The sequence below is a fragment of the Parolsenella sp. genome, assembly GCF_982402205.1.
Genome location: NZ_CEVYAT010000107.1, coordinates 1 through 5559 on the forward strand (window position 1 = coordinate 1; position 5559 = coordinate 5559).

Sequence of the window (5559 nt, forward strand, 5' to 3'; positions counted from 1 at the left end):
CGGTATGATACTCAAGCACCTTTTCCGGAGAGCTGACCGAGAGGCCGAAGGTGCTCGCCTGCTAAGCGAGTATACCCCCTAAGGGTATCTGGGGTTCGAATCCCCAGCTCTCCGCCAGAACGCGCAGCCCCGTGGGTCTCACCCGCGGGGCTTTTTCTTTCTTGAATTTACCGGCGGTCAATTCGACTCGCTGGGAGAGGCCGTGTCTCGCACGGTGCGTGGCAAACGCAGGTAGTTATGGCCTTCCGAAGTCGATAATTACCCGCGCTTGGCACGCGCCTTCGCAGCGGGGCGGTTGCGGACCCCCAGACGGCGTGGAGCCGAAGCATTTGCACACCCGGGGCCCGAGCCGCGCCATGGAGCCCCGTCGCGAGCTTTGGCGCGGAGGGCCGCCCGACGGGAGTTGGGGCGTTCGGGGCTTCGAAACATCTCGCACGGAACCTTGGATTGCGTCGTTGCCGCAAGATAGAAATTTGAGCATCGACAACTCATTTACCTCGTACTTTACTTGCACGGCAAAATTATTTCCAAGAATCTCGATTTTTTGCTTGACGCATGAGGGGGAGAAAGGCATTATAAGTAACTGCGCTGCGGCATTAGCTCAGCTGGATAGAGCGTTTGACTACGAATCAAAAGGTCATAGGTTCGAATCCTATATGCCGCACCATTAAATGATCGAGGCCGGAACCCATGGGTTCCGGCCTCTTTTGTTATACATCGAGCTGCCATGAGGGCCGCATCGGCCATCGCCTGTCCAACGTGGCGCCAAGGCGCGGCACCCGCGCCGATCCGCCGGACGCGACCCGCACCATCCAAGCACCCGCCAGCAGAAAAAGCGGGCCGCACGCGTACGTACGGCCCGCAGGCGCAAGCTATGCGTTGGCGAGCGCCACCAGCTCGCACTCCCCCGGCTCGGGACGCCAGGTCACACCGCACTCGTCGGCGCAGGCGTAGACGTAGGCCACCTTGTGCGCGTCGAGCAGGTCGAGGAGGTCGGACAGCTGCCGGCCGCCCTCAAAGTAGGACGCGCACGCCTGCTCGAGGCTCTGCTCGGCAGCATCGCCCGCAAGGGCGCCGATGACCTTGCCCTCGACGTCGTCATCGAACGCCACGCACGACATGCGCCAGCCGGTGCCAAAGGCATCGTACGTGCTCTGGCCCCGCGTACCCACCACGATGCGGCTCGCCGCATCCACGCGCTCGACCCAGACCGCGAGCTCGTCTGCGCCGTCCGTGCGCTGCACCACGAGCGTTCCGCCCTTGCCCGAATCCATGACCTTGTCCATTCTTGCCCCTCTCTTCGACTCCTACTGATGAGAGTAGCGTATAACTGCTTCCGGACAAGAAATCGAACACCCGTTTGCACAAATTGACACGCCGAACGGTACGAAAAAGGGGCCGCCGCTCTCGCGACGACCCCGGGGATGCAAGCTTGCATCGAGGCTGCTAGTCGATGGAGACCTTCGTGACGTTGGCCTTCTCGTCCTGCTTGGGGACGTTGACCGTCAGGATGCCGTCTGCCAGCTTGGCGCTCAGGCCGCTTGTAGCAGCGTCCTTGAGGTAGACGCCGCGCGTGCAGGTGTACTCGCCGGTCTCGCGCTGCAGGTAGTTCTTGGACTTCTGCTCGTCGGAGTCCTTCTTGTCGACCGAGATCGACAGGCGACCCTCGTTAAGCTCGACGTCGATCTGGTCGCGCGTGACGCCCGGGACGTGAGCCGAGATGACGTACGCGTCGCCGGCGTCCTCGACGTCCATCTTGAAGTCTGCCGGAGTAGAGACCGGAGCAAGGAAGCTGTCGAACACGTCATCGAACGGGAAGACGCTACGAGCGAGCCTGTTGTAACGATCATAGGGAATCATGCTTGCCATGGTTACCAACTCCTTCTTGTTGGTTGCGGGCGCCCCGTATTTCCTGCGCCCCTTTGTTCACTAGTAGTTGTTCCCGCCAGGTGGAGTTCTAAACACGATGACGCATAATTTCTTAGCTAATTTGTTTATAAAATCTAAGCGTGCTCAACTTAAGTCTCATTGCGGGTTTGAGTGCCGTCCATGCAGGGCGAATACAATGCGCGCCCGCGCGGTACACTCAGGGGAACAAGGACGACCCCGGAAGAGGATGCATGAACACGGACGGTCAGAACACGTACGACGAGAACAACGCGCCGCAGGTAGAACCCACCATCGAGGCCCCATACGAGGAGGTCGAGGCTCCCAAGCACGAGCAGCGCCCGGCGTTTGTGCGCGAACCCAGGCACCACATCTCGCAGGCGCCCGTGAACGACATGCAGGCCGACGACACCTTCCAGACCCAGTACTCCCACGAGTCGGGCTACACGCTGTCGAACCGCAACCGCATCTCGCGCGGCGCCTACCGCGGCGCGCAGTCGCAGGAGACCAAGGTGCGCCAGGAGCTCAAGTACGGCCAGTACCTCTCGGTTCCCAAGGGCAGCCGCGAGATCTTTGGCTCGCGCGAGCGCCAGCGCCGTCGCACCATCGGCGTTGCCGCCGTTGTCGTGGCGCTCACCGCGCTCGTCGTCATCGCCGTGGTGCTCATCTGCTTCCACTAACGACATAGGGGGCGAGCGGGGCGAGAAGGCCTGCGAGCTTCGGCGCCAGGCACGCATTGGCATGGCTTCCGGGCACCGGCAGCCGCTGCCCATCCCGGACGCTCCGCCACCCAATCACGCGCACAACGCAAGGCACCCGCGGCTCTTCACCGCGGGTGCCTTCTTGTTGCCTATGACTGCCTGCTAGGCCCAGGGGTCGCGCTCGAAGAGCGGCTCGGGCGACGGCCTGCGGTCCGAGTAGGGATCGTAGCCGTCATCGTCCTCGTTCTCGGCGCGAACGCAGGGGTCGCGCGACACGCCGTCCTTGGGCTCGACGCCGGGCCTTGGCTCGGCTCCCCCACCCATGCCCTCGCGGGGCGAAACGTTGTGGCTCATGGCTCCTCCGTCCAACGCCGTCCTCAACCGGGTCGATATTACTCGACCTCGTCGGGCGTGACGGCGGGACCCGTGGGCGGCGCCACCACGCGCTCGGCGTAGAAGTCGTTGTCGTCGCGCACGTCGACCTTCACCGTGTCGCCCTCGTGGAGCTCGCCGGCGATGATGAGGTTCGCGACGTTGTCGACCACCTGGCGCTGGATGAGGCGCTTGAGCGGGCGCGCGCCGTAGACCGGGTCGAGGCCGTCGAGGGCCAGGGCCTGGATGGCCGCGGGCGTAAGGGTGAGCGAGATGCGCTCGTTGTCGAGGCGCTCGCGCACGCCCTTGAGCTGGATATCGACGATCTTCTCGATGTCATCGAGGCCCAGCGGGTGGAAGACCACGATGTCGTCGATACGGTTGAGGAACTCGGGCTTGAAGGTGGCGCGCAGCGCTTCGTTGACCTTCTTGTCCGTCTCGGCCCCGCTCGAGCCGTCCTGCTCCGCCTGGGCGATGACCTGGCTTCCCACGTTGCTCGTCATGATGATGATCGTGTTCTTGAAGCTCACGACACGACCCTGGCCATCGGTCAGGCGGCCGTCATCGAGCACCTGCAGCAGGATGTTGAAGACGTCGGGGTGAGCCTTCTCCATCTCGTCCATGAGGATGACGGAGTAGGGCCTGCGGCGAACGGCCTCGGTGAGCTGGCCACCCTCGTCATAGCCCACGTATCCAGGAGGGGCGCCAATGAGGCGCTGGACGCTGAACTTCTCCATGTACTCGGACATGTCGATGCGCACGAGGGCGCGCTCGTCGTCGAACAGGTAGTCTGCGAGCGCCTTGGCGAGCTCGGTCTTGCCCACGCCAGTGGGGCCAAGGAAAAAGAAGCTGCCGAGCGGGCGGTTGGGGTCCGCAAGGCCGGCGCGGCTGCGGCGCACGGCGGCGGCCACGGCGTTGACGGCCGCATCCTGGCCCACGACGCGCTTGTGCAGCTCAGCCTCGAGGTTCTGGAGCTTCTCGATCTCGCCCTGCATCATCTTGGAGACGGGCACGCCGGTCCAGGCGCTCACGACCTCGGCGATCTCCTCGCTGGTGACCTCCTCCTTGAGCACGCCACCCTCGGCCTGCTTGGCGTTGAGCTCGGCCTCGGCCGCGTCATAGCGACGCTGCAGGTCGGGGATCGTCGAGAAGCGCAGCTCGGAGGCGCGGGCAAGGTCGCCCGCACGCGTGGCGCGCTCCTCCTCGGTCTTGGCGTCGTCGATCTGACGCTTGAGGTCCTGCACCTGGTCGATGGCGCCCTTCTCGTTCTGCCACTTGGCCTTCATGCCGTCGAGCTTCTCGCGGGTGGTCGCGATCTCGCGGCGCAGGGTCTCGAGGCGCTCGCGGCTCGCGGCGTCCTCCTCCTTCATGAGGGCCTGCTCCTCGATCTGCATCTGCGTGAGCTGGCGGTCGACCGCGTCGATGTCGCTGGGCATGCTGTCGAGCTCCATGCGCAGACGGCTTGCCGCCTCGTCGACCAGGTCGATGGCCTTGTCGGGCAGGAAGCGATCGGCGATGTAGCGGTTGGAGAGGTCTGCCGCCGAGACGAGCGCGGCGTCGGTGATGCGCACGCCGTGGTGCATCTCGTACTTCTCCTTGAGGCCGCGCAGGATCGAGATGGTGTCCTCGACCGTGGGCTCGCTCACCAGCACTGTCTGGAAACGACGGGCCAGCGCGGCGTCCTTCTCGATGTACTTGCGATACTCATCGAGCGTGGTGGCACCAATGGCGTGCAGCTCGCCACGGGCCAGGGCCGGCTTCAGGATGTTGCCGGCGTCCATGGAGCCCTCGGTGGCGCCCGCGCCCACGATGGTGTGCAGCTCGTCGATGAACAGAATCACGCGGCCGTTGGACTTCTCGACCTCCTTGAGGACGCTCTTGAGACGGTCCTCGAACTCGCCACGGTACTTGGCGCCCGCGACGAGCGAGCTCATGTCGAGCTCGACGAGCTCCTTGTCCTTGAGCGTGGAGGGCACGTCGCCCGCGACGATGCGCTCGGCCAGGCCCTCGACGATGGCGGTCTTGCCCACGCCCGGCTCGCCGATGAGCACGGGGTTATTCTTGGTGCGGCGGCTCAGGACCTGAATGGTGCGGCGGATCTCCTCGACACGGCCGATCACGGGGTCGAGCTTGCCCTGGCGGGCGAGGTCGGTGACGTTGCGACCGTAACGCTCGAGGGCCTCGAACTCGGGCTTGGAGTCTTGGCTCGTGACGTGCTCGTCGCCGCGCAGGTCGTTGTAGGCCTCCTGGATGCGCTTGGACGTGAGGCCGGCGGCCTTGAGGATGCGGCCCGCGTCGGTGCGGTCATCGGCCAGGGCGCACAGCAGGTGCTCGCTCGTGACGTAGGAGTCGCCCAGCTTGGTGGCGAGCTTCTCGGCCGCGTCCACGACCTTCACGAAGTCGTTGGCAAGGCCAACCTGCTGGCCGTCGCCGCTGACCTTGGGTTCGCGCTCGATCTGGGCGTCGGCCGCGGCGGCGATGCTGCGGGGGTCTGCGCCCACGCGCTCGATGATGGAGCTCAGGTTGCGCTCGCCCGAGTCGAGCAGGGCCTTGAGCAGGTGGACCGGCTCGACGGAGCCGGCCTGGGCGTCACTCGCCA

General features: G+C 64.9%; 5 protein-coding genes and 2 tRNA genes. 3 read left to right on the forward strand and 4 right to left on the reverse strand.

The annotated features are described in order from the left end of the window. Positions 1–26 precede the first annotated feature (26 nt). Positions 27–117 (forward strand) — tRNA-Ser (locus AC1VTH_RS06210). 473 nt (positions 118–590) lie between these two features. Next, positions 591–667 (forward strand) — tRNA-Arg (locus AC1VTH_RS06215). Positions 668–872: 205 nt separating this feature from the next. Here AC1VTH_RS06215 and AC1VTH_RS06220 read toward each other — a convergent pair. Together AC1VTH_RS06220 and AC1VTH_RS06225 are read right to left on the reverse strand one after the other, a co-directional pair. Beyond that, positions 873–1286, reverse strand: a complete 414-nt coding sequence (locus AC1VTH_RS06220) for a hypothetical protein (protein WP_481335301.1) — start codon at positions 1284–1286, stop codon at positions 873–875. Between the two features lie 160 nt (positions 1287–1446). Then, complete coding sequence (locus AC1VTH_RS06225) at positions 1447–1869, reverse strand: Hsp20/alpha crystallin family protein (protein ID WP_293674003.1); 423 nt, start codon at positions 1867–1869, stop codon at positions 1447–1449. Between the two features lie 251 nt (positions 1870–2120). Between AC1VTH_RS06225 and AC1VTH_RS06230 the strand changes: the two genes are divergently transcribed. Then, positions 2121–2567, forward strand: coding sequence for a hypothetical protein (locus tag AC1VTH_RS06230; RefSeq protein WP_293674004.1), 447 nt, complete (start codon positions 2121–2123; stop codon positions 2565–2567). Positions 2568–2750: 183 nt separating this feature from the next. Here AC1VTH_RS06230 and AC1VTH_RS06235 read toward each other — a convergent pair whose 3' ends face one another. Both AC1VTH_RS06235 and clpB read right to left on the reverse strand, forming a co-directional pair. Beyond that, positions 2751–2942, reverse strand: coding sequence for a hypothetical protein (locus tag AC1VTH_RS06235; RefSeq protein WP_481335303.1), 192 nt, complete (start codon positions 2940–2942; stop codon positions 2751–2753). Positions 2943–2980: 38 nt separating this feature from the next. Continuing rightward, on the reverse strand, positions 2981–5559 hold a 2579-nt coding region (gene clpB, locus AC1VTH_RS06240), incomplete at its 5' end, for an ATP-dependent chaperone ClpB (RefSeq protein ID WP_481335305.1).

Excerpts from the sequence above, each read along its gene's own strand:
- AC1VTH_RS06220 (WP_481335301.1), bottom strand. The coding sequence starts at position 1,286 with ATGGACAAGGTCATGGATTCGGGCAAGGGCGGAACGCTCGTGGTGCAG.
- AC1VTH_RS06225 (WP_293674003.1), bottom strand. The coding sequence starts at position 1,869 with ATGGCAAGCATGATTCCCTATGATCGTTACAACAGGCTCGCTCGTAGC.
- AC1VTH_RS06230 (WP_293674004.1), top strand. The coding sequence starts at position 2,121 with ATGAACACGGACGGTCAGAACACGTACGACGAGAACAACGCGCCGCAG.
- AC1VTH_RS06235 (WP_481335303.1), bottom strand. The coding sequence starts at position 2,942 with ATGAGCCACAACGTTTCGCCCCGCGAGGGCATGGGTGGGGGAGCCGAG.